Origin of the sequence: Flavobacterium phragmitis, assembly GCF_900112575.1 — a bacterium.
Lineage (GTDB): Bacteria > Bacteroidota > Bacteroidia > Flavobacteriales > Flavobacteriaceae > Flavobacterium > Flavobacterium phragmitis.
Map to the genome: position 1 here is coordinate 272567 of NZ_FOMH01000007.1, position 23896 is coordinate 296462.

Consider the following 23896-nt stretch of genomic DNA (forward strand, 5'->3'; position numbering starts at 1 on the left):
GCAAAAAAAGAATCTAAGTACATATTTTTAATCGTAATAATGCGTGCTTTTACTTAACCCTAAACAAGTAATTCATTATTTTATTTGTTTGTCACTGAAATAGCTTTGCTACAATCCGCAATAAATGTAAATTTGCGGCTAAATTAATTTAGTGAAAAGCTTAGAACCTTAGTAACTTAGAATCTTAGTCACTTAGAAATGAAGTACAATCCAAACGAAATTGAAGCCAAATGGCAAAAATATTGGGCAGAAAATCAAACTTTTGCAGCAAAAAACAACTCCGAAAAACCGAAACATTATGTTCTCGACATGTTTCCTTATCCTTCTGGAGCAGGATTACACGTAGGACATCCGCTGGGTTATATTGCTTCAGATGTGTATTCTCGTTTCAAAAGACATCAGGGTTTCAATGTTTTGCATCCAATGGGTTACGATAGTTTCGGATTACCTGCAGAACAATATGCAATTCAGACTGGGCAACGTCCAGAAGATACAACGCGTGTGAATATTGACGGTGGAGTAGATAAAGAAGGAAAGCAAATTGCGGGTTACAGAAAACAATTAGATAAAATCGGATTTTCATTTGATTGGGCTCGTGAAGTGCGTACCTCAAATCCGGATTACTACAAACATACACAATGGATTTTTATTCAATTGTTCAATTCTTGGTACAATAAAACAACAGATAAAGCAGAAGATATTTCAACTTTAGTTGCTGTTTTTGAAAAAGAAGGAAATGCAAATGTAAATGCCGTTTCTGATGATAATATTGCAGTTTTTTCGTCAAGCGAATGGAATGCATTCTCAAAAGATGAGCAAGAAAAAATCCTTTTGCAATACAGATTAACCTATTTGGCAGAAACCGAAGTGAACTGGTGTCCAGGCTTAGGAACGGTTTTGGCAAATGACGAAATTGTAAACGGAGTTTCAGAGCGTGGAGGCTTTCCTGTTATAAGAAAAAAAATGACACAATGGAGTATGCGAATTTCTGCTTATGCCGAACGCTTGCTTGAAGGTCTAAACGATATCGATTGGAGTGAGTCTATCAAAGAATCTCAAAGAAACTGGATTGGGAAATCGGTTGGTGCTTTGGTAACTTTTAATGTGAAAAATCATGATGAAGTAATCGAGGTTTTCACTACTCGTCCTGACACTATTTTTGGAGTTACTTTTATGACTTTGGCACCAGAACATGATTTGGTTGCTAAAATTACAACTCCAGAACAAAAAGCAGAAGTTGAAGCGTACATCGAAAAAACAGCAAAACGTTCTGAGCGTGAGCGTATGGCCGATGTAAAAACCATTTCTGGTGCATTTACAGGAGCTTATGCTGAACACCCATTTACAAAAGAACCAATTCCGGTTTGGATTGGAGATTACGTTTTAGCAGGTTACGGAACAGGTGCTGTAATGGCGGTTCCTTGCGGAGACGAAAGAGATTATGCTTTTGCGAATTTCTTTAAAGGTCAGAACGGAATGCAGGAAATCAAAAATATCTTCGCAAATGTTGATATTTCTGAAGCGGCTTATGGATCAAAAGACAACGTTGAAATCGCAAATTCTGATTTCTTAAACGGACTTAACTATAAAGAAGGTACTAAAAAAGCAATTGCAAAATTAGAAGAAATCGGTCAAGGAAAAGGTAAAACCAATTACCGTTTGCGTGATGCTGTTTTCTCTCGTCAGCGTTATTGGGGTGAACCTTTTCCAGTTTATTACGTGAATGGATTACCTAAAATGATCGAATCACAGCATTTGCCAATTATTTTACCAGAAGTAGAGAAATATTTACCAACAGAAGACGGTTTGCCACCATTAGGAAATGCAGCAGTTTGGGCTTGGGATACAAAACAAAATAAAGTTGTTGCAACTGATTTAGTTGATAATGTTTCAATTTTTCCTTTAGAATTGAACACAATGCCAGGATGGGCGGGAAGTTCATGGTATTGGATGCGTTATATGGACGCTCATAATGAAACTGAATTTGCGAGTAAAGAGGCATTAGCTTACTGGGAAAATGTAGATTTATACATTGGAGGTAGTGAGCACGCAACAGGTCACTTATTGTATTCTCGTTTCTGGAATAAATTCTTAAAAGACAAAGGTTTTGCTCCAACCGAAGAACCATTCAAAAAACTGATCAATCAGGGAATGATTTTGGGGACAAGTGCTTTTGTTTATAGGTTAGAAGGGACAAATACTTTTGTTTCTAAAAATAAAATTGGAGATCAAAAAGTGCAGCCAATTCATGCGGATGTTTCAATGGTGAATTCTTCTGATGAATTAAATGTAGAAAAATTCAAAGCCTGGAGAGAAGATTATGCTGATGCAGAATTTATTTTAGATGATAATGGAAAATATATTGTAGGTCGCGAGGTTGAAAAAATGTCAAAATCAAAATACAATGTAGTAACTCCAGATGATATTTGTGACGAATATGGAGCAGATACATTACGTTTATACGAAATGTTCTTAGGGCCATTAGAGCAAGCAAAACCATGGAATACTGCCGGAATTTCTGGAGTATTTGGTTTCTTGAAAAAATTATGGAGATTGTATTTTGATGATAATGGTTTAATCGTAAACAACGACGAACCAACAAAAGACAACTTGAAATCATTGCATAAAACCATCAAAAAAGTAGCAGAAGATATAGAGAATTTCTCTTTCAACACTTCGGTTTCTCAGTTTATGATTTGTGTGAATGAATTGTCTTCTCAAAACTGTCATTCAAGAGCGATTTTAGAGCCGTTAGCGATTTTGGTTTCGCCTTATGCACCTCACATTGCTGAGGAATTATGGTCGCAATTAGGACATACAACTTCAATTTCAGAAGTTGCTTTCCCAATTTTTGAAGAAAAACATTTAGTTGAAACTAATAAAGAATATCCAGTTTCTTTCAACGGGAAAATGCGTTTCACAATCGAATTGCCTTTGGATTTAACCAAAGAACAAATCGAAGAAATCGTTATGAAAGACGAAAGAACTCAAAAACAATTAGACGGAAGAACGCCAAATAAAGTGATTATTGTTCCGGGAAAAATTATCAATTTGGTAGGATAAACAAATAAATTCCAACATAGAAAATTCCAAATTCCAATTTTACGATTGGAGTTTGGGATTTTTTTTATGCTTTTTTTTCCGCCACGAATTGCACTAATTTCCACAAATTTTATTCTGAAATACTTATAGTTTGTCAGTCTGAGCGAAGTCGAAGACCACACAAGTAACTCTACAAAGATTGGCGATTTTGATTGCGGAGCTTCTGGCTTGGTCTTCGACTTCGCTCAGACTGACAATGCGTACCGTTCCTCGGATGACAACTAAGCAAAAAACCTTGCGACCTAGCGCCTTTGTGGCAAAAAACCTTGCGTACCTTGCGTAAACCTCCGCGTGCCTTGCGGTTAAAAACCCCGCAAACATTGGAATTTGGAATTTAATTATTGGAAATTTTAAAAACTTTTGTAACATTTTAATAGTTGCCGTATCAAAAGCATGGATCCGATTTAATTAACAACTTAAAAACTATTAAAAATGAAAAAGTATATCATCTTAATTATCGCATTCCTATTCTCAGCATTATGCCTAAATGTTTTTGCACAAACAAAATCATATCCTTTTGAAGTTCTTAAAACCGGAAGTGGCAAACAATCAATCCTATTCATTCCTGGATTTGCTTCTTCGGGAGATGTCTGGAACGAAACCAAAGCAGCTTTTGAAAAAGATTTCACTTGTTACACATTAACAATGGCAGGATTTGCTGGAGTAAAACCACAACCGAATCCTTCATTTGAAAACTGGAAAAACAGAATCGCTTCTTATATCAAAGACAATAAAATCGAAAAGCCCATCTTAATTGGTCATAGTATGGGCGGAGGATTGGCTTTGGCAATTGCTTCTGATTATCCTGAATTAATCGGTAAAATTGTGGTAGTTGATGCATTACCTTGTTTGGCGGAGTTAAGCAATCCTTCTTTTAAATCAAAAGAAAATAATGATTGTTCGCCAATGGTTACCCAAATGGTAGCAATGAATGAAACGCAATTTCGTGATATGCAAAAACAAACTATGCCAAGACTTTTAGAAGATAAATCTAAATTGGATATGGTGGTGGATTGGAGTGTAAAATCAGATAGAACAACTTTTGCACAAATGTATTGTGACTTTTATAATACCGATTTGAGAGATAAGATTGTAACTATAAAATGTCCAGCATTAATTTTGTTAGAATCTTATTTTATAAATTTAAAACCAGCAATCGAAGGGCAGTATAAAAATCTGAAAACAGCTAATTTCCAATATGCCACAAAAGGAATGCATTTTATAATGTACGATGATACAGCTTGGTATTTGGCGCAATTAAATAATTTTTTAAAATCTTAACATGGAATTCGAAGAAATCTACAAAACATATTGGGATAGAATTTTCAGACTATGCATGGGATTTGTGAATGATTATGATGTGGCACAGGATTTAGCTCAGGAAACTTTTATAATTGTTTGGCAAAAACTGGAAACTTTTAGAAACGAATCGGCGATTGGAACCTGGATTTTCAGAATTGCTTCCAATAATTGTCTGAGGCAGATTGAAAAACAAAAACGTTTTCCAAAATCAGAACTTCCGGTTCACCTTTCAGAAGAAAAACAAACGTCATTGGAACCACAGATTCAGTTTTTATATCAATGCATTGCTGCATTACCTGAAACCGACCGTATCATTATTTCGTTGGAATTAGAAGATATTAAACAAGTAGAAATTGCTAAAATCATCGGACTTTCAGAAGCGAATGTTAGAGTAAAAATTCACAGAATCAAAGAAAAACTGACTCAAAAATTTAAAGAAAATGAACAACGATAACAATATAGATTTTAAAGATTTATGGAAAAAACAGACCGTAAGGCAACCCGATATGAAAGATTTACTGGAAAGGGTAGGGAAGTTTAAAAAAGCAGCTTTAAAAAGTTTATGGTTTGCCAATATTTTACTTTTTGCGACAAGCGTTTTTATAATTTTTATATGGATTTATTACCAGCCACAGTTTATTTCGACCAAAATAGGAATCGTAGTAACTCTATTAGCAATGGTAATTTACCTAGTAATTTATAATCGATTATTGAAAAATTACAATCATATTGATGCAAAACAAAGCAATCACGATTATCTACAGAAATTGATTGAAATAAAAAAGAAACAGCAGTTTATGCAGACTAAAATGATGAGTTTCTATTTTATAGCGCTTACAGTGGGGATTTGTTTGTACATGTATGAATACGCTAGCAGAATGACGCTTTTTGGAGCAAGTTTGACGTACGGAATAACCTTGTTGTGGATTTTGTTTAATTGGTTTTATATTCGGCCAAAACAAATCAAAAAACAGCAAAGTAAATTAAATAGTTTGATTGAAAAGTTTGAAGAAGTCAACAATCAGTTAGAATCATAAAAAAAAAGAAGCTTCGTAATTTCCCCTACGAAGCTTTCTTTTTACCAAAACTTAAATCTAAATTCTAAAACTAACCCTTAAAGAGGAAAAACATAAGGAGTAAGAGATAATACAATGATTCCGTCACTATTTGCTGTAGCGGTTAATTCATTTTCTAATTTTCCTCCTATATAAAGTTTTCCTGTCAAAGTTTGTCCAGCCTGACCACCATATCCGCTAGCGCTTAATGATGCTCCCATAGATTTTGCTTCTGCAGTAAATTCTTTAGTCCAAGGAAGTTTAGTAATATCTTCATTTAATGCATTTCCTCCTTTTTCAAAATATGTAACAGAAGCATTTCCTGTGTAATTTCCAGTAATTTCATATCTCACATCTCTTGAGTTATTTCCAGATCCATTATCGTCATTATCGCTGCTGCAAGAAACTGCTGTAAAAGCAAGAGTCAATACAATTGCTAAAGTTTTCAAAACTGATTTCATAATAAAATTCTTTAATTAATATACATAATAGAACAAAGTTAGACGCTTATCCTGCGGACGGCAATACCTGATAAAATGTATTTTTTATTACCTGATATCAGGTAAAAGCAGGGGATTTCTTTTTGAAAGTCATTAAGCTTTAATAACTTTGAGTAAATGCTACATTTATGAAGAAACTCTACGCCTTTTTGTTTTTTTTATTTTTTACTGCAATTTCCAATTCACAAGTTATTCTTTCATTAGATGATGATACTGTTTATATTGACAGTATTGTTAAAATCACTAAAAACACAAAATCCGACAGTATTAAAAGTTTGAATAGTTTTAGATTATCAAAACTGTTTTTGATGGCGCAGAATGCTGAAAAATCTAAGGAATATCTTGAACAGGCAAATAAGCTTAAAGTCAAATTTCCTTTTCTAAAAGATGCTTCTATCTTTTATAATGCCTACAGTTTTATAGAAAAAGGCGATTTGGAGGGGTTTGAAAAAGCTTTATTGGAAGCCAATACTAAACTTAAAAAATACCGCAATAAAGAAGCTTATAAACTTCGTGCCGTGATACTTCAGAATTATGGTATTATGCAGCAACGCAAGAATAATGAAAACGCTTATATGAAATTGCTGGTCAATGAGGCGATTCCTATAGCTAAAAAAAGTGGCGATTACGAATTAATCAGTGCATTAAATAAAGCAGTTGCCATTATTTTTATGAATAATAGTGAAAGGGAAAAAGCAGCTGAATATCTCGATCAAGCACAGAAGTACATTGAAAGTGCAACCAAAAAATCGGCGACTTTGGCGGAGTCCAAAATGGAAACTTATATTATTAATGCTGAGAATTTAGTAGAACTTAAACATTTTTATGATGCCAAAAGTATTCTGGATAAAGCATTCGAGATTTTGAAAGATTATCCAGAATCAAACTTGAACGACTCTTATTTTTATTCGGAAGGAATTTATTATGCCAAACAAAACAAACATAACGAAGCTTTGGTAAGTTTTGATAAAGGAATAAAATCATCTGCAAAACATAATAATCTGATTGCTTTAAACCGATTGAAATTTGCTGAATATGAAGTGCTTTTTAAACTTAAAAATTATGAAAAGGCAAAAAGTAATATAGAATATCTAATAGAAAAAACACCTTTTATAGTAGATAAGAAAAATTATTACAAAGAATTGTCAAAGGTTTACAATGCTACAAAAGAATATTCTAAAGCCTATTATTATTCTAATAAATATAATGTTGTAAACGATAGTCTTAACGGTGATAAATTAAAAAACGAAATTGTAGAGCTTGAAGCGAAATACAAAAAGGCTGAAAGTGAGAAAAAGATTTCTTTGTTGCAGTCCGAAAATGAAAAAGCAGTTTTGCAGGTTAATAATAATCGTTTGAATATGATGCTCTTTGCGGTGCTTTCGTTTTTATTGTTTCTGACGGTTTTGTTTTTATGGAGCTGGAATAACTATCAGAAAAAACTAAGCTATCAGAAAGAAGTCAATCATAAGCAGGAATTGGATGTGCTGGAAAATGAAAAGAAACTATCTATTTCAAATGCTTTGATACAAGGAGAAGAAATAGAACGAAAAAGAATCGCCAGAGATTTACATGACGGTTTGGGAAGTATGCTTTCGGGGTTGAAAATGCATTTGAATATTGCAGATCGTGAGAATAAAGAAAATAGTCCCAATATTAACGAAATGCTGAATGATTCTATTAAGGAACTTCGGAACATTTCTCAGAATTTAATGCCAGAAAGTTTAATGAAACTAGGACTCGAACATGCCTTGAAAGATTTATGTGCTTCGCATTCTACTTCAGAAACGGTAATCGAATTGCAATATTTAATAAAAAAGTCCAGCGTTCCAGAACATTTTAAAGTGATGATTTTTAGAATCATTCAAGAGCTTTTAAATAATGCTTTGAAGTATGCAAAAGCAACAGAGATATTGGTTTCCTGTTCTCAGAATAAAGATGTTTATTTTATTACTGTTGAAGATAACGGAATTGGTTTTAATATTCAGCATGCAGAAAAACGGGAAGGAATGGGATTGCGAAACATTAAAAACCGAGTTGCATTTTTAAATGGAAAACTAGAAATTGATTCAGAAATTGGTAAAGGGACGTCAACATATATTGAGTTGAAAATTTAATTAGAGTTTATAAAATCATGGTATATAAAACAGTTATTGTAGACGATCATCCTATTGTAATTTCGGGAATTGCAGGTTTGTTGTCTGATTTAGAAAATATAAAAATCGTAGAAAAATTTGAATCAGGAATTGTGCTTCTAGACTATATTGAAGACAATACAGTCGATTTGATTTTAATGGATATTTTTCTTCCTGTAATCAATGGAGTTGATCTTTGTAAAACCATCAAACAAAAACATCCTAAAATTGTGATTATTGGCATGAGCAGTCAGTCAGAAAGAAGTTTGGTTATGCAGTTTATTCAGAATGGAGGAAATGGCTATATTTTAAAAAATGCTTCTTTTGATGAATTTAAAAATTGTATTTATAAAGCCATTGATGGTGAAATTGTTTTTAGTGAAGAAGTAAAAACAATAATCAGCCAGCCCTTATCTGAAGAGTTAGAACGTATTCCTGCTTTGAGTCGAAGAGAACGTGATATTGCCTTATTACTTTCGCAGGGAAAATCGACTCAGGAAATTGCAGATGATTTATTTTTGAGTTTCCTAACCGTTCAAACGCACCGCCGAAATATTCTTCAAAAGTATAAAATGAAAAATGTGGCAGAATTAATCGCTTTTCTGCTGAAGAACAATATGCTGAATTGAGACAAAATCGGTCTAAAAATGTCAAAATGACATTTTGTTAAAATGGTTCGCAATTTGATGTTTGTTTTGTAAATTTAAAAATCAATCTAAAAACACAAAAAAATGGGATCAGGATACCTAATTATTGCTGGAGCTATCATGTTGTTCAGCTGGCTGGTAAGCTCTCAGCTAAAGAGTAAATTTGAATTATACTCGAAATTGCAGTTAAGAAACGGTATGAGCGGAAGAGAAATCGCTGAAAAAATGCTTGCTGATAACGGAATTACAGATGTTCGTGTAATTTCGACTCCAGGGCAGTTAACAGATCATTATAATCCTTCAGATAAAACCGTAAATTTAAGTGAAGCAGTTTATAATCATCGTAACGCAGCGGCAGCGGCAGTTGCGGCGCATGAATGCGGTCACGCAGTACAGCATGCAATTGGTTACGAATGGTTGACAATGCGTTCTAAATTAGTGCCTATTGTAAGTGTGGCTTCCAATTTTGTACAATGGATCTTGCTTGCGGGAATTTTAATGATCAAAGTTTTTCCAGGTTTATTGTTGGTTGGAATTGTCATTTTTGCAGCAACCACTTTGTTTACCATTATTACGCTTCCGGTAGAATATGACGCAAGTAACAGAGCTTTGGCTTGGTTGGAAAACAAACATATGCTGACGCAAGAAGAGCAAGCAGGAGCAAAAGATGCATTAAAATGGGCAGCCAGAACTTATGTAGTGGCTGCAATTGGTTCTATAGCAACGTTGTTATACTATATCTCGATTTATGCAGGGAATAGAAGGAACTAAATAAATTTAATTTTCAATATCATAAAATTCCAAATTCCAATTTTGTTGGGTTTGGAATTTTTCTTTTTTACGACCTTTCTTTTTCCGTAGTTGAAAGCACGGGCTATGTTTTTGGAATTTGGATTTTAGAAAATTTGGATTTTTTTTCTAAAGCTGAATCTGCCTATCAATCTGCTGGTCCAAAGAAATAAACGTTTCAGTTCTTGAAACACCTTCAATAGCTTGGATTTTATTGTTTAAAAGAGACATTAAATGCTCATTGTCGCGGCAAATGATTTTAATTAAAACCGACCAGTTTCCGGTAGTGTAATGACATTCCAAAACTTCAGGGATTTTTCTGAGTTCTTTTACGGCTTCTGAGTTTCTAGAAGCTTTATCCAAATAAACTCCAACAAAAGCCATAGTGTTATAACCTAGAACTTTTGGATTTACAGTGAATTTAGATCCAGAAATAACACCAGATTGCTCCAGTTTTTTTAATCGCTGATGAATTGCTGCGCCGGAGATTCCAATTTTGTTGGCGATCTGCAAGATTGGTTTTCGGGCATCGTCCATTAAGTAGCGGAGGATTTCTTTGTCGATGCCGTCGATTTCAATTAAAAGGGAGTTGATTTTCATAACTTACAATTTGAAACTATTTCTTGTGATTTGGGTTTGGAATAGAAATCAAATGTAGTTAAAATGCTCAAGAAATAGAAATTCCATTTTTTTTAAATTCCAATTTCCAAAAACATAGCTCGTGGTTTCAATCACGGGAAATGTATCGTTGAATATTTCAGATTCAATTGAAAGACAGGTAATAGTTGCGGATGTTCATTGCGTTCCTGCGGCTGAAACCGCAGGTTATGCTTTCTTTCACAGATGTTTTAAACATAGCCCGTGGTTTCAACCACGGGAAACAGAAGGTGGTAAAAAGAAAAATTCCAAATCCCAATTGATTAAGTTGGAATTTGGAATTTAAATATTTTTCTCTTAGTCAGGTTATTTTCCTTTGTTTGCTTCTGCAACGTATTTTTCAAGCGCCATTGTCATCGAAGGAGTTTCAGGTGTTGGAGCAAGAATATCGATTCTTAATCCGTGGTCTAAAGCTTCTTTCTGAGTTGTGCTTCCAAATACAGCAATTCGAGTATCATTTTGTTTAAAATCTGGGAAGTTTTTAAACAATGATTTGATTCCGGTTGGACTGAAGAAAGCTAAAACGTCGTAATACACGTCTGCTAAATCAGATAAATCACTCATTACAGTTCTGTAGAAAATTGCTTGTGCCCAATCTACTTTTAGACTGTTTAATGTTACAGGAGCATCTGCATTTAACTGGTCAGATGCTGGAAGCAAAAACTTTTCGTCTTTGTACTTCTTAATTAGCGGAGATAAATCTGCAAAATCTTTTGCTCCAACGTAAATTTTACGTTTTCTGTATACAACATACTTTTGAAGGTAAAATGCAACGGCTTCAGATTGACAGAAATATTTCAATCCTTCTGGAACTTTGTAACGCATTTCATCAGCAACTCTAAAAAAATGATCTACAGCATTTCGACTTGTTAAAATGATCGCAGTGTAATGATTAAGATCGATTTTTTGTAATCGAATCTCTTTTGCGCTAACCCCTTCCACATGAATAAATGGTCTGAAATCAATTTTTATTTTGTGTTTGTGTTGGAGCTCAAAGTAAGGAGAATTCTCCACTTTAGGTTCAGGCTGTGACACCAAAATTGTTTTCACTTTCATATTATAAACATTTTCTAAGCACTCCCTTTTGTTATCCAGTAATAAAGAAAATAATAAGGGGCTATTTCGAGAGCGCAAAGATATAAAATAAAATAAAATAACTTGCCGATTATTACGTTTTGATACGTTTTAATTGAAATAAAGTAGGAGTATACACTAATACACAGCGAAATACCAATGATTATAAGTGGTATTATTTGCGGAATATTATTGTAATAGAACAAAATAGCATTGATTGGAAGGATCAAAACGCCTATATAAGTCCTGTAAGTTACCTTTTGTAAGTTAAATAGTTCTACAAAATCATCAATGTTGAAGGAAGTCGCTACAATTTTTTCAATTAAATACTTCCCTAAAATGAAATAAAGTAGGAAAGTGGCAATCTGAATAAACAAAATCCAGTCGGTTTTGGAAGCATATCCAAAGATGTTCATTGTAAGCTGAATGAAAAATGCATACGAGATAATTTGTACAAAAAATAAACCAACTGTAAAACTGCTTTTCATGTGGCTGTTGTCGCGATAAATCTTAGCATATTTATCAGAAAATATAAGTTTACTAAATTCACTAAATCTAGTTTCGTAAGCCGATTTTGTCATGGCAACAACAGCAAAGGTCAGCACAAATAAAAGTGTTGCCCAGTCTTTGTTTTCCAGAATTCGAGGATGAAGTTGTTCAATCATAGCGTTACAAAATTAGTAATTTTTTGATGCAATACTTTTATTATATATTTATTATGAATCAAATGCTATAAAAAGTTTACTTTTGCCGTGAAATTACCCAGAAAAAATGAATGATAGTATTGTCATAATTCCCACATACAACGAAATCGAGAACATAGAAAGTATAGTAAGAGCTGTACTTTCACAGCATAAAGCTTTTCATTTACTGATTATCGATGATAATTCTCCTGATCACACAGCAAAGAAAGTGATTGCTTTGCAGGAAGAATTTCCAGACAAACTTTTTTTAGAACAAAGAACAAAGAAATCAGGTTTAGGAACAGCTTATGTTCATGGATTTAAATGGGCTTTGGAAAGAGAGTATCAATTCATTTTTGAAATGGATGCCGATTTTTCTCATAATCCAAATGATTTGGAAAAGTTATATGATGCCTGTCATTTTGGTGGAGCAGATTTAGCAATTGGTTCTCGTTATGTAAAAGGAGTAAATGTGGTTAACTGGCCTTTAAGCCGTGTTTTAATGTCTTACTTTGCATCGGTTTATGTTAAGTTCATTACTGGAATGAAGATTCACGATGCCACTGCCGGTTTTGTGTGTTACAAAAGAGAAGTTCTGGAGAAAATCAATTTAAACAAAATAAAATTTGTAGGGTATGCGTTTCAAATTGAAATGAAATACAGAACGTACTGCGCCAAATTTCAGATCACCGAAGTTCCTATTATTTTTACTGACAGAACAAAAGGAGTTTCTAAAATGAGTAATGCTATTATTAAAGAAGCAATACTTGGAGTAATTTCGCTGAGATTAAGAAAATTAGTCAATTCATTATAAACCAAGCACGATGAACAGGATTTTAATAAAAAATGCCAAAATTGTAAACGAAGGGACAATTTTTGAAGGTGATGTTTTAATTGAAAATGATCTGATTGTTGAAATTGCTGACAGCATTTCATTAAAAACATCAGATTGTATAGTAGTAGATGCCGAGGGTAATTATTTAATGCCGGGAGCTATAGACGATCAAGTGCATTTTAGAGAACCAGGGTTAACACATAAAGGAGATATCGAATCGGAATCTCGAGCTGCAGTTGCGGGGGGCATTACTTCTTTCATAGAACAGCCTAATACGGTTCCGAATGCGGTTACTCAGGAAATATTAGAAGATAAATATCAAATTGCTTCTCAAAAATCATTTGCGAATTATTCGTTTATGATGGGAGCAACAAATGATAATTTGGAAGAAGTTTTAAAAACCAATCCAAAAAATGTTGCTGGAATTAAAATTTTCTTAGGTTCATCAACTGGAAATATGTTGGTGGATAACGAAGCTGTTTTAGAAAAGATTTTTTCTAGTACGCCAATGTTAATTGCAGTTCACTGTGAAGATGAAACTACAATTAAAAATAACCTTGCCGCTTTTAAAGAGCAATACGGTGATGATGTGCCCGTAACGGCTCACAATTTGATCAGAAGTGCCGAAGCTTGTTATATTTCTTCTTCAAAAGCGGTGGCTTTAGCAAAAAGAACTGGAGCGAGATTGCATATTTTTCATCTTTCGACTGCAAAAGAAATGGAATTGTTTACCAATAAAATTCCGTTAGAAGAGAAAAAAATTACAGCTGAGGTTTGTGTACACCATCTTTGGTTTACAGATGAAGATTATAAAACAAAAGGAAATTTCATCAAATGGAATCCTGCTGTTAAAACGGCTGATGATCGAGCAGAACTTTGGAAAGCTTTAAATGATGGTAGAATCGATGTTATTGCAACCGATCATGCTCCTCATACAAAAGAAGAAAAACAACAGTCGTACTTAAATGCACCTTCTGGAGGCCCGTTAGTACAGCATGCAGTTGTGGCAATGTTTGAAGCACATCATCAAGGAAAAATTAGCGTAGAGAAAATAGTGGAAAAAATGTGCCACAATCCTGCTAAACTTTTCAAAATTGAAAAAAGAGGTTTTATTAAAGAAGGATATTATGCCGATTTAGTTATCGTAAATCCAAGTCTGCCTTGGAGCGTGAAATCAGATAATATTTTGTACAAATGCGGTTGGTCTCCTTTTGAAGGTTTTACATTTAAATCTAGAATTACGCATACTTTTGTGAACGGAGAATTGGTATATAATAATTTTAAAGTGAAAGATACCAGAGCCGGAAAAAGATTATTGTTTGACAGATAAAAAACAGCTATGAAGAATTTTATAGTAATAATGGTGGTTTTGTTTCTTTCTGTAAGCTGTAAAAAAGAGCTCGTAAAACAGCCGGAAAAGCTTATCGAGAAGAGTGAAATGATTGATATTATGTACGATTTATCACTTTTGGAAGCCATGCGCTATCAAAAGCCATTGTCTTTAGATTCTGTTGAAAACGATCCGACCAAGTTTATTTTGAAAAAATATAAAGTTGATAGTCTTCAGTTTGCCCAGAATAATGTTTATTACGCTTCCGACTATGAAACGTATAAAGATATGTTTGATGAAGTGAACAAAAGAATAGCGGTCAATCAAAGAGCGGCTGATTCTCTAGCTAAAATTGATGAGAAAAAAGCAGCGAAAGCGAATAAAGAGAAACTAAATAAGTTGAAGCAAGAGTCAAAAGATTCTGTGAAAAAAATAACTCCAAAAATCAATATTGATTCTATAAAAAGGATTCAAATGCAACAGAGAAGACAAAATGCAAAACAGATAAAATAATTATTGTCTTTTGATATAGTCATGCACATCAGTAAAAACCGTTCCTAGAGCGGTTTTTATTTTTTCATTAGTATACAAATTTTTAGAGTAAGAAGCTTTTGCTGTTGCTTTGGTAATACTTCTTTTTCTGAAGAATAAAGTTGAAAATATTCCGTCCAGAATCCAGAGCATATTCATAAAAAATGGTTTGGCATGAATATGTGGTCTTGTTACTTTCAAGGTGTCTGCAACAGTATTCAAAATATCTTTGAAAACAATATTGTCAGCAATCAAAGTAAAACGCTCGTTTACGATGTGACTTTTCATTAATTCGAAAGTGATTCTGGCAACATCATCAACAGTAATAAAACCAGTGCTTCCAAGAGTATAGAAAGAAAGTCCCTTGGAAACCTTTTGATAAATCTCACTGCTTCCTTGTTCAAAAACGCTCATCATTTTTGGCGGACCTAAAATAACTCCTGGGTTTACAATAATAACATTTAGTCCTTCTTGTTGTCCACGCCAAACTTCCATTTCTGCACCATATTTAGAAATAGCATAATCGCTGTGGGGTTTTTCAGGATTCCAGTCGGTTTCTTCTGTTATGTGGGTTTCGTGAGGAGCAATATCGCCTAGGGCGGCAATAGAACTGATAAAACAGAATTTTTCAATTTCTTTGGCAATCGAAAAATTGACCATGTTTGCTGTTCCTTCGATATTGGTTTTCCGAAGCTTTTCCTCGTCTTTTGGATCAAACGAAATCAAAGCAGCGCAATGATAAACCTCTGTAATATCGATAAAAGCAATTTCTAATGAAGGAACGTCTAAAATATCGGCTTCCAACCAATTAATCTTTTCAAACAAGTCTGTTTTTCCGTAAAAATCAAAAACCGCTTTGGTTTTTGCGATGTTGTTTTGACTTCTGTAAATAGCCCGAACATTTTCTCCATTTTCAATTAAATGAAGTAATAAATGCGCGCCGACTAAACCAGTTCCTCCAGTTGCTAATACCATTTTGTAAAGATAAGTTTTTGTTGGAAAGGTGCAAAGTTGCAGAGTGACAAAGTTGCAAAGTTTTTTTTGATTTTTCCACAAAGGCGCTAAGGCGCAAAGTTTTTTTATTTCAATAAATTTTGTACAATACCTTCGTAGTAAAAAACAAAAACTTTGTGCCTTAGTGTCTTCGTGGCAGACTTTTTTGTCATTGCGATTGACATTGATTACATTTGCGCAAATTATTTTAAAAAAATGAAGAATCTAGTTGAAGAATTAAAATGGCGCGGGTTATATCATGATAGTATGCCTGGAACGGAAGAACAATTACTAAAAGAAGCTACCTCTGCGTATATCGGTTTTGATCCAACGGCAGATTCACTGCATATCGGAAGTATGGTTCAGATTATTTTATTGGTTCACTTAAAGAATTTTGGTCATAGACCGATTGCTTTAGTAGGTGGAGCAACTGGAATGATTGGAGATCCTTCTGGTAAATCTGATGAAAGAAACTTGCTTGATGAAGAAGCTTTAGCTAAAAACGTTGCCGGAATCAAAAGTGTCTTGTCTCGTTTCTTAGATTTTAATTCAACCGAAGCAAATGCTCCAGTAATGGTAAATAACTACGATTGGATGAAAGAATTCTCTTTTATCGATTTTGCACGTGAAGTTGGAAAACGTATCACTGTAAATTATATGATGGCTAAGGATTCTGTAAAAAAGAGATTTAGCGGAGAAGGAGAGGGAATGTCTTTTACGGAGTTTACGTATCAGTTAATTCAAGGTTACGATTTTTATCATTTATATAAAAACAACAATTGCGTACTGCAAATGGGAGGTTCTGATCAATGGGGCAATATTACCACAGGAACAGAATTAGTGCGCAGAATGGGAGGAGAGAATGCTAAAGCTTACGCTTTGACAACTCCTTTAATTACAAAAGCAGATGGTTCTAAATTCGGAAAATCTGAAGGAGGAAATGTTTGGTTGGATGCAGATAAAACTTCGGTATACAAGTTCTACCAATTTTGGGTAAATACAACAGATGCAGATGCTGAAAAATATATCAAAATCTTTACTTTCTTAGATAGAGATACAATCGATGCATTAATTGAAGAACACAAAACAGCGCCACATTTAAGAGTTTTACAAAAGAAACTGGCTGAAGAAATTACGGTTTTTGTTCACAATAGAGAAGAATTGGAAAAAGCAATTCAGGCATCCAATATCTTATTCGGAAATTCAACTGCCGAAGATTTGAAAAAACTGGATGAAGCTACTTTCTTAGAAGTTTTTGACGGAGTTCCACAGGCTGAAATCACAAAAGCAGATTTGGAAAACGGATTGGATATTATTACGGTGTTAAACGAAAAAACAGGTTTCTTTAAATCTAACGGAGAAGCGAGAAGAGCTTTAACAGCAAACTCTATTTCTGTAAATAGAGAAAAAATCAAAGAAGATTTTACTTTGACAACAAACGATTTAATCAATAATCAGTTTGTGCTATTACAGAGCGGAAAGAAAAATTACTTTGTGATTAGAGTGAAATAATTCTCTAACTTTACTAAAATACTTTAGTAATATGAAAACACAATTTATTACAGATGAAGAGGGAAATAGAACAGCTGTTTTACTACCAATCAAACAATACAATAAGCTTTTGGAAAAATTGGAAGATTTGGAAGATGTGAAATTGTATGATGAAGCAAAAAGAAATGATGATGGTTTCAGGATATCAATAGATGAAGCTTTTAAAATCATTGAAGAAAAGCGTAAGGCAAATAAATAATGACTTACAGAATTGAATTTCATAATAAGGTTTTGAAAGCTTTAATTAAGATTAACGAACCTTACTATTCAGCTATTAAAAAGCAGATTTATGATTTAGCTGATAATCCACGGCCAGTTGGTTATAAAAAATTAAAAGGCAGGCCAGGATACAGAATTCGAGTTGGAAATTATAGGGTAATCTATGAAATATTTGATGATGTACTTTTAATTGATGTAATTGATTTAGGTCATAGAAAAGATATTTATGAATAACTAAAAATCATCAAATTGCAATCGCAAATAGCATAATTATAAAACGTCCCAATAACTAGAAAAAGTTATTGGGATTTTTTATTTTAATTTATTGGTAATGAAAATATAAATCTTTTTTTATTAAGTTTATTCCCTATAAACTAACCTAATAACTATGATTGGAATTTTATTTGTTTACTGGATTTGGAAAGGATTTACCGGTTTAGCTCTTGAATATGATAAGAATAAATGGGGCTATTTTGGTATTGGAATAGCGTCGTATTATGGCGGTACACTCGTCTCGGGTTTTGCTGTTGGACTTTTGTCTGTTTTAATCGGCGGTGTCGATAATGTAAACGACGATAGTTTTATTAACCCGGGATGGAATATATTTTTTGTGCTTTGCGGAGGTTTGGCCTGTTATGGTGTTTACAAGCTTTTGGAAAATAAAGGAGAAAAAGAAAAAGCACTATCCAAAAAAGAAGGAATAGACAGCATTGGAGTAATTGACGAAAATTAACCTTTTTACAAAACCATCAAATTACAACCACGAATATCAGAATTATCAAAACGTCCCAATACCTCAAAAGAGTTGTTGGGATTTTTTTTGCCTAAATCCTGGGTTGCAATGAACGAACAGGAATTGATATTGGCTAAATCAATAACATTGATTCCGCCGGTTCTTCCATTATCCACATATGTAAGTGCATCTTCAGGATCACGAACCAAAATATTCATCCAGGATGGACATTCAAAAATTCCGTCACCTAAAGAATATGCTTGTGCTAAAAGTTCGGTCATGCCATATTCTGAGTGAATGGAAGAAACTCCAAAACCTTTACATAAAATTTCGTGTAATTCTTCGCGAATCATTTCTTTGCGTTTTCCTTTCATTCCTCCAGTTTCCATGATGATGGTATTTTGAAGACTGAATTGGTGTTTTTCAATTAAATCTAATAAAGCATAAGTAACACCAATTAAGATTACGTTTTGGCCTGCTTCATCCAATTCTGTTAACTTTTTAATTAAGTCATCGTGATTGTGCAGATAAAATCCGCTTTCAGGCTGATTCGAGAGTTTTATTAAATCTTCTACCATGTAAATTAACGAAGAGCCTTCACGCTCTAAATAAGACGGTAAAAGGGCTAAAACAACGTAATCTTCGATATTGCCATAAAACTGCGAAAATCCTTTGCGGTAACTTTCCTCATATAGGGAAACATCGGTCACTAAATGTCTGCTAGTAATCATTCCGGTTGTACCGCTGCTGGTAAAAGTTACTTGTGCAGGATCGTTATTCGAAACTACATCATGGCTTTTGAAAAATTGGATGGGTAGAAAAGGAATTTGTTGTAATGATTTTACCTGTTGCGGATTCACTTTTAGAAAATCGCAAAAATCACGATACACTTTGTTGTTTTCGTGCTGAAAACGAAACACCTTTAGTGCTATTTTTTCAAATTGTTTCTGACTCGAAATGGTAAATATATCGCTGGTTGTAATCAAAACTTTTTTTTGCAAAGATATTATATTTAGTGTTCAGTCACAGTTTTCGGTCGCAGTTTTCGACAAAGTATCTAAACTGAAAACCGTGACTGAGAGTGTAAACTAAAAAAAGCTCCAAAGGAGCTTTTATCGTATAATGAGTTTTCGTGTTGTTGATGCGTTTTGTTCGCTTATTTTTATAATGTAAACACCTGGAGGTAAATCTGAAACGTTTAACTCTTTTGTTACTAAATGAGCCTGAAGTACTTTTTTGCCCAAAATATCGAACACAATAACTTCCTTTTCTAAATCGTTCTTAGAAGATATGTACACTTTTCCGTTTGTAACGGGATTAGGATACAAGCTGAGACCCTCAATAGAAGTAGATTCCTGAGGTTTTGGTAATTGCTTGCCGTCTTGCGCTGAAACGCTTACAGTAAAGAAAAATGCCAATAAGAAAGTAATATAAAAGTAGTTTTTTGCCATCGCATGTATTTGGATATCGTAAATATACAAAAAAAATTACAAAAAGTACGCCAAAAAAAAACATCCTAAATATTTAGGATGTTTTTAACATTATGTTTTCGAAGTTATTAGAAACCTACTGTCCATCCAGCAGCCCAAGTTGGTTGAGCAACACCAGAACCAGCACCAGTTGCAGTAGCAGATTCTACTGATATAGCAGCTACGTCAGCAGCAGTTCCGTCTGTTTTCTTTCCTTTAGTTTTTGTAGGTACATCAGCAATATAAAGTACGTTTGTAACTTTTAAAGCTGTTGGAACAAAAGCGATAGTTTCATCGTTTTCAACATCGATACCAGTTTTCCATCCGCTTAATACAACGTTAGAAACTTGACCTTTAGTTCCTCTTCTGAATTTGATACCTTGGTTTTCAGTATATACAGTTGCATCTGCAGCGCTTCCAGGTCCAATAAGAGTCATATTAGTGATTGTTGGGTTAGCGATTGGAGTATTAGCGTATCCTAATTCGAAGTTATCAGCTTCAATTCCTCTGTTTCCTTTTCCGAAAGCTAATTTACCATACCAGTTAGTGTTAGTTCCAGACCATCCTTCAGTCCAGTCAAATTGATCATCTTCGTTACCGATAGCAACTAAGTTAGAAGTATTTACAGTTCCACCGAAAAATTCGAATCCGTCATCAGAACCGTGGAAAGCTTGTACGTTTTCAACAACTGTACCTGAACCAACTCCGAAGAAAGAAAGTGCGTTGAATTCTTTTTCAGTGTTGAAAGCAGCTCCAGCGTACTCGATTCTTAAGAATCTAATTACTCCAGAGTTATCATTAGCTACAGTTCCGCCGTAAGTTAAGTCAGCAACTTCTGATTGAGCAGTTCCTGTTCCTCCAGTTGTACGGTTAATTGGAGCTTTTCCACAGATTACTAATCCACCCCAGTCTCCAGGAGCTTTAGTAGCTAAACCAGATGTCATAATAACTGGTTTTGCAGCTGTACCATTTACGTTGATTTTACCTCCTTGTGCGATTGCAATATAAGCAGATGTTCCTCCAACTCCTTGAATTACTGTCCCAGCAGGAATAGTAAGAGTAGCGCCAGAGTTAACTTGAATTTTTCCTGTTAGTTTGTAAGTTGTTCCTGCATCAAGAACTACTTCTCCGTCAGTAATTGTTCCTTTAAAATCATTTGCGTTAACCACAAATGAAGACGATGGTTTGTTGTTGTCGTCACTAGAGCAGCTTGTCATTAAACCTGCAGATAAAGTAACAATTCCAATTAATTTTACAATTGAGTTTTTCATAATTGTGTTGTAATTTTTGTGTTTAATTTCTTGAGGCAAAGATGGAGCAGAAATCTTTTTTGGATGTTAAGAAACCATGATTGTTAGTTTAACAAAAGCTATATTTAATATTAAGTGAATGTTAGGTTTGTAAATTGAAAATAAACTGTTTTTGCAATCTCAGAGTACATGAGGTTTGACAGTATATAAAAAAAGAGACTGGTTGTTAAACCAGCCTCTTTTCTATTTTTTGTTTGTCTCGTCCTGATTAGAACGTATAGTTAAGTTTGAAGCTTAATCCTAATCCTTTTTTGTATGATAAAACATTTACATCACCAGAAGCATTTTCTTGAACTCTGTTGATTTTTGGATCAAGAATATTTTTTACAACAAAATCTAATCCTAAGTTTTTATTCAATTTAGATTTAGCGATAAAATCTAATGAACCAAAAGCTTTGTCTACTAAATCACCTCTTCCGTTTGTACCAATAGCATTAATACGATCTGAGAAATAAGTATAAGCAACGGTTGTGTTTAAACTTCTGTCGTTATCCCATTCCGCTAAGTAAGAAAGGTCAGCATTCAATAATAAATCAGATGCTCCTGTAAATTGACTTTTAGTATTTGTAAATACAACTTGGTAATCTGTTTCTTTGTCTACTTTATCAGCATTTAATTCCTGACTTGTGTGTAAGTAAGAAGCATTAATACCAGCAGATAATTTTTTAGTGTTTACATCGTCAAAATTGAAAAGTGTTTTACGATACTCTACCTCAGCTCCTGCTACATATCCATAATCTCCAGTATTAATATATGAAATATCATTAGAAGAAGATGCGATTGTAACTTCGTTCATTGGATTTAAAATGTATTTTCCAAACGCTGTAAACGAAATTAACTCGTCGCTGGTAGGGAACATTTCCCATTTAAGGTCTAAGTTGTAATCGTCTGATTCGTATAAGTATGGGTTACCAACTTTTACTTGTAATACTTCTTCGTAAACGAACAATGCTCTTTCTTTAAATTGAGGCAATGTATATGTTTTGCTGAAACCTAAACGTAAATTTTGTTTTTCGTTCAATTCGTATTTCATTGTTAAACTTGGTAGGAAAGCAAATTTATCTAATTTATCGCTTCCAACATCTCCTAACTGTGTATTCCAATCTACGTCTTGTCTAATAGATTCTGCGCGTAAACCAAGTACAGCAGTTAATTTTGGATTGAATTTATATTCGGTATTTAAATAACCTCCAAAGATTGTTTGTTTACCATCATAAGTTTGTGGATCTAAGGCATTTGGTACTTGAGAGTTTCCTCTGAAAGTAGAAATGTTGAAATATCCATTATTTAAATTTGTTTCGTTGTAAAACAAATCTAAATTATTTGGGTCAACAATTGTATTTGTATAGCCTGGTTGAGATAAGAAGTTAAATTGAGAAGCTTCAAAGTTTCTATTTTTAATTCTTCCGCTAGCTCCTAATGTGAATTTCCCTTTGTATTCATCATCAGAATTTTTATTGAATTTGTAATCAACAGAAAGATTACCTGCTAATTCGTCTTCTTTTAATTTTTGGAAATATCTATGGTTATCCGGTCTAGAGATAGAAGATAAAACATAGCCTGTTGGCTCATTTCTAAAAGTATTTTGAGCTCTGTCTGGCATCGAACCATCGATAATGTTGTAAGATGCTCCCCAGTTTAATTTAGAACGATCACTTAATTTATGGTCTCCAAGTAATTGATTAATCCAAAGACTGTTTTTCTCGTAGTTAAAACGACGAATTAAACCATTACCATTGTTAGCAAGATCGACAATGTATCCTGCATATTCTTCTTTAGATTGAGATGAAGTATTAATGTAAACAGTGTTAAAACTTACTTTATTGTCTGAGTTGATTTTGTATCCAACATTCAATAAACCTGTCGAGTTTGTTTGGTAACCCATGTCAGTGTAAGAATAAAAATCTTTGTTGGCAACTCCTGCTCCGTTTACTCCTCCTTTTGCTGTAGCATTACGAATTGAGTTGTATTCATTACTGAAATTTGCAGTAGCAAAGAAACTTAATTTCCCGTTATCCCCTACATTGAAAGATTTTCCACCAGATAAACCTATTGAACCTGCAATTGGATTTTTGCCATCCATTTGTAAAGTGTTGTAGTTGTATTGAGTCAGAGGACTATTTGGGATAGAAGGATTATCAAAACCAAAACTGCTGATTCCTCTTTGTAATTTAAAATCATTTTCAGCCAATGCATTTGTGTTTACATTTGAGCCTAGTTCAATTTTAAAATATCCATTTCCTTTGTAGTCTTTTGAGATGATGTCTACGTTTCCTCCAGCAAAATCACCATATAATTTACTGCTATAAACTTTATCGATAGAAACATATTCCAAAATATCTGTAGAGAAAATTTCTAAATTGATGTTTTTCTTTTCAGGATCGTTTGAAGGAATTGGTAATCCGTTCATGGTTGTTGAATTGTAACGGTCTCCTAAACCTCTCACAAAAATGTTTCCAGAACCTTCTTGTTTTGTAATACCAGTAGTTTTAGAAACTGCCGCGGCAACATCACTTACTCCTTTTCTAGAAAGTTCCTGCGCACCAATAGATTGTTTGATGTCTACGGCATTTTTTTGTTCTAGAAGTAAAGCAGTCTCTTTTTGTTTGCTTCCAGTTGAAGCTTGAACCACGACATCTTTTAGAGTATAACTTCCTGAAGAAAGAGCTTGATTTATCACTACAGTTTCGCTTCCTTTAACAGCAACTGGAGTTTCTACAGATTCGTATCCTAAAAAACTAAATACAAGAGTATAATTTCCTGGATTTACGCTCAAAGAATATTTTCCGTCAACGTCGGTATTTACGCTAATATTTGTACCTTTAATTAAAACATTAGCAAATGGTAACGGATCATTGTTCATGTCCTTGTCGGTTAGAACTCCAGAAATCGTACCTTTGTTTTGCGCAAATGAAATCGCGCAGATAAATAATGCAATAAATAGAAATCTTAAATTGAATTTCATTGTTCAGTGTTGTGTT

General features: G+C 33.8%; 23 protein-coding genes. 14 read left to right on the forward strand and 9 right to left on the reverse strand.

All coding sequences use genetic code 11. The features are described from left to right. The first annotated feature begins 198 nt into the window (after positions 1–198). The 4 genes from leuS to BM289_RS14420 all read left to right on the forward strand — a co-directional run bounded on the left by leuS (position 199) and on the right by BM289_RS14420 (position 5441). On the forward strand, positions 199–3063 hold the full coding sequence (gene leuS, locus BM289_RS14400) for a leucine--tRNA ligase (protein WP_091494706.1): 2865 nt from the start codon (positions 199–201) through the stop codon (positions 3061–3063). Between the two features lie 471 nt (positions 3064–3534). Beyond that, positions 3535–4383 carry an alpha/beta fold hydrolase gene (locus BM289_RS14410; RefSeq protein WP_091494710.1) on the forward strand — a complete coding sequence of 283 codons (849 nt, stop codon included), beginning with the start codon at positions 3535–3537 and terminating at the stop codon, positions 4381–4383. 1 nt (position 4384) lies between these two features. Further along, positions 4385–4858 (forward strand): RNA polymerase sigma factor, encoded by a 474-nt coding sequence (locus BM289_RS14415; RefSeq protein ID WP_091494712.1) that lies wholly within the window; start codon positions 4385–4387, stop codon positions 4856–4858. Continuing rightward, complete coding sequence (locus BM289_RS14420; RefSeq protein ID WP_091494714.1) at positions 4845–5441, forward strand: hypothetical protein; 597 nt, start codon at positions 4845–4847, stop codon at positions 5439–5441. Before BM289_RS14415 ends, BM289_RS14420 begins: the two co-directional genes overlap by 14 nt. 77 nt (positions 5442–5518) lie before the next feature. Here BM289_RS14420 and BM289_RS14425 read toward each other — a convergent pair whose 3' ends face one another. Next, positions 5519–5920, reverse strand: a complete 402-nt coding sequence (locus BM289_RS14425; RefSeq protein WP_091494716.1) for an MmpS family transport accessory protein — start codon at positions 5918–5920, stop codon at positions 5519–5521. Between the two features lie 167 nt (positions 5921–6087). On the opposite strand from BM289_RS14425, the gene BM289_RS14430 reads away from it, so the two are divergent. The 3 genes from BM289_RS14430 to BM289_RS14440 all read left to right on the forward strand — a co-directional run bounded on the left by BM289_RS14430 (position 6088) and on the right by BM289_RS14440 (position 9512). Then, positions 6088–8076 (forward strand): sensor histidine kinase, encoded by a 1989-nt coding sequence (locus BM289_RS14430; protein ID WP_091494717.1) that lies wholly within the window; start codon positions 6088–6090, stop codon positions 8074–8076. 17 nt (positions 8077–8093) lie between these two features. Further along, positions 8094–8723: a response regulator gene (locus BM289_RS14435; RefSeq protein WP_091494719.1), complete on the forward strand. Its 630-nt coding sequence runs from the start codon at positions 8094–8096 to the stop codon at positions 8721–8723. 102 nt (positions 8724–8825) lie between these two features. After that, positions 8826–9512, forward strand: coding sequence for a zinc metallopeptidase (locus BM289_RS14440; RefSeq protein ID WP_091494720.1), 687 nt, complete (start codon positions 8826–8828; stop codon positions 9510–9512). A 147-nt stretch (positions 9513–9659) separates the two neighbouring features. Here BM289_RS14440 and BM289_RS14445 read toward each other — a convergent pair whose 3' ends face one another. From BM289_RS14445 to BM289_RS14460, 3 genes are all read right to left on the reverse strand, one after another. Beyond that, positions 9660–10130: an Lrp/AsnC family transcriptional regulator gene (locus tag BM289_RS14445; RefSeq protein WP_091494722.1), complete on the reverse strand. Its 471-nt coding sequence runs from the start codon at positions 10128–10130 to the stop codon at positions 9660–9662. A 363-nt stretch (positions 10131–10493) separates the two neighbouring features. Continuing rightward, positions 10494–11243, reverse strand: coding sequence for a uroporphyrinogen-III synthase (locus tag BM289_RS14455; RefSeq protein ID WP_091494726.1), 750 nt, complete (start codon positions 11241–11243; stop codon positions 10494–10496). 14 nt (positions 11244–11257) lie between these two features. After that, positions 11258–11926 carry a DUF4271 domain-containing protein gene (locus BM289_RS14460; RefSeq protein WP_091494728.1) on the reverse strand — a complete coding sequence of 223 codons (669 nt, stop codon included), beginning with the start codon at positions 11924–11926 and terminating at the stop codon, positions 11258–11260. A gap of 106 nt (positions 11927–12032) precedes the next feature. Between BM289_RS14460 and BM289_RS14465 the strand changes: the two genes are divergently transcribed. From BM289_RS14465 to BM289_RS14475, 3 genes are read left to right on the forward strand one after another with little or no spacing between them, the layout of a single operon-like run. Beyond that, positions 12033–12758, forward strand: coding sequence for a polyprenol monophosphomannose synthase (locus tag BM289_RS14465; RefSeq protein WP_091494730.1), 726 nt, complete (start codon positions 12033–12035; stop codon positions 12756–12758). 10 nt (positions 12759–12768) lie between these two features. After that, positions 12769–14109: a dihydroorotase gene (locus tag BM289_RS14470; RefSeq protein WP_091494732.1), complete on the forward strand. Its 1341-nt coding sequence runs from the start codon at positions 12769–12771 to the stop codon at positions 14107–14109. Positions 14110–14118: 9 nt separating this feature from the next. Continuing rightward, positions 14119–14622, forward strand: coding sequence for a DUF4296 domain-containing protein (locus BM289_RS14475; protein ID WP_091494734.1), 504 nt, complete (start codon positions 14119–14121; stop codon positions 14620–14622). Here BM289_RS14475 and BM289_RS14480 read toward each other — a convergent pair whose 3' ends face one another. Continuing rightward, positions 14623–15615, reverse strand: a complete 993-nt coding sequence (locus BM289_RS14480) for an NAD-dependent epimerase/dehydratase family protein (RefSeq protein WP_091494736.1) — start codon at positions 15613–15615, stop codon at positions 14623–14625. A gap of 234 nt (positions 15616–15849) precedes the next feature. Between BM289_RS14480 and tyrS the strand changes: the two genes are divergently transcribed. The 4 genes from tyrS (at position 15850) to BM289_RS14500 (ending at position 18136) form a co-directional block, all read left to right on the forward strand. Next, positions 15850–17145, forward strand: coding sequence for a tyrosine--tRNA ligase (tyrS, locus tag BM289_RS14485; protein ID WP_091494923.1), 1296 nt, complete (start codon positions 15850–15852; stop codon positions 17143–17145). Between the two features lie 31 nt (positions 17146–17176). After that, on the forward strand, positions 17177–17383 hold the full coding sequence (locus tag BM289_RS14490) for a hypothetical protein (RefSeq protein ID WP_091494738.1): 207 nt from the start codon (positions 17177–17179) through the stop codon (positions 17381–17383). Next, a complete protein-coding gene (locus BM289_RS14495; RefSeq protein ID WP_091494740.1) occupies positions 17383–17637 on the forward strand; it encodes a type II toxin-antitoxin system RelE family toxin in 255 nt (84 codons plus the stop codon). The genes BM289_RS14490 and BM289_RS14495 overlap by 1 nt, the downstream gene beginning before the upstream one ends. Before the next feature lie 154 nt (positions 17638–17791). Continuing rightward, positions 17792–18136, forward strand: coding sequence for a hypothetical protein (locus tag BM289_RS14500; RefSeq protein WP_091494742.1), 345 nt, complete (start codon positions 17792–17794; stop codon positions 18134–18136). 5 nt (positions 18137–18141) lie between these two features. Here BM289_RS14500 and BM289_RS14505 read toward each other — a convergent pair whose 3' ends face one another. The 4 genes from BM289_RS14505 to BM289_RS14520 form a co-directional block, all read right to left on the reverse strand. Beyond that, positions 18142–19122, reverse strand: coding sequence for a LuxE/PaaK family acyltransferase (locus tag BM289_RS14505; protein ID WP_167365434.1), 981 nt, complete (start codon positions 19120–19122; stop codon positions 18142–18144). Between the two features lie 126 nt (positions 19123–19248). Next, entirely contained in the window at positions 19249–19587 is a 339-nt protein-coding gene (locus tag BM289_RS14510) for a T9SS type A sorting domain-containing protein (protein ID WP_091494746.1), read from the reverse strand. Between the two features lie 107 nt (positions 19588–19694). Further along, on the reverse strand, positions 19695–20876 hold the full coding sequence (locus tag BM289_RS14515) for a hypothetical protein (RefSeq protein ID WP_091494748.1): 1182 nt from the start codon (positions 20874–20876) through the stop codon (positions 19695–19697). A gap of 247 nt (positions 20877–21123) precedes the next feature. Next, positions 21124–23880 (reverse strand): TonB-dependent receptor, encoded by a 2757-nt coding sequence (locus tag BM289_RS14520; protein ID WP_091494750.1) that lies wholly within the window; start codon positions 23878–23880, stop codon positions 21124–21126. Positions 23881–23896: the final 16 nt, after the last annotated feature.